Genomic DNA, 500 nt, shown 5'->3' with positions numbered 1-500 from the left:
CGGATGAAGGAGCTGGAGACCGAGAACCAGCGGCTGCGCAAGGCGATCGCGGATCTCACGCTCGACAAGCTGATCCTGCAGGAGGCCGCCCGGGGAAACTTCTGAGCCCCGCGCGCCGGCGCGCCTGCATCGAGCATGTCCAGACCGTGCTGACGGTCTCCGAGCGGCGCGCCTGTCGTGCACTCGGACAGCATCGCTCGACGCAGCGCAAGGTGCCGCGGGGGAGAGACGACGAGGCGGCGCTGCTGGCCGACCTGGTCGAGTTGGCGCGCCGGTATGGCCGCTACGGCTATCGCAAGATCGCCGCCCTGCTGCGGGCGGCGGGCTGGCTGGTCAACGACAAGCGGGTGGAGCGGCTGTGGGACGGGGATGGCTCCTGTGTCCGGCTGCGGCCCGAGCACCGCAACCACGTCTGGTCCTACGACTTCGTCGAGGCGCGCACGCATGACGGTCGCAAGGTCCGCCTGCTGAACGTCATCGACGAGTTCACCCGCGAGTGC

The 500-nt window shown here is 69.6% G+C and carries 1 pseudogene; it reads left to right on the top strand.

What is annotated here, in order from left to right:
- Positions 1–500 (top strand): annotated as a pseudogene (locus tag HPY23_RS02595) (IS3 family transposase); the annotation flags it as partial.

The organism is Methylobacterium ajmalii, assembly GCF_016613415.1.
In the GTDB taxonomy this organism is placed as follows: Bacteria; Pseudomonadota; Alphaproteobacteria; order Rhizobiales; family Beijerinckiaceae; genus Methylobacterium; species Methylobacterium ajmalii.
The sequence above is the reverse complement of the archived record's forward strand: the minus strand, read 5'-3'. Positions and strand labels throughout refer to the sequence as shown.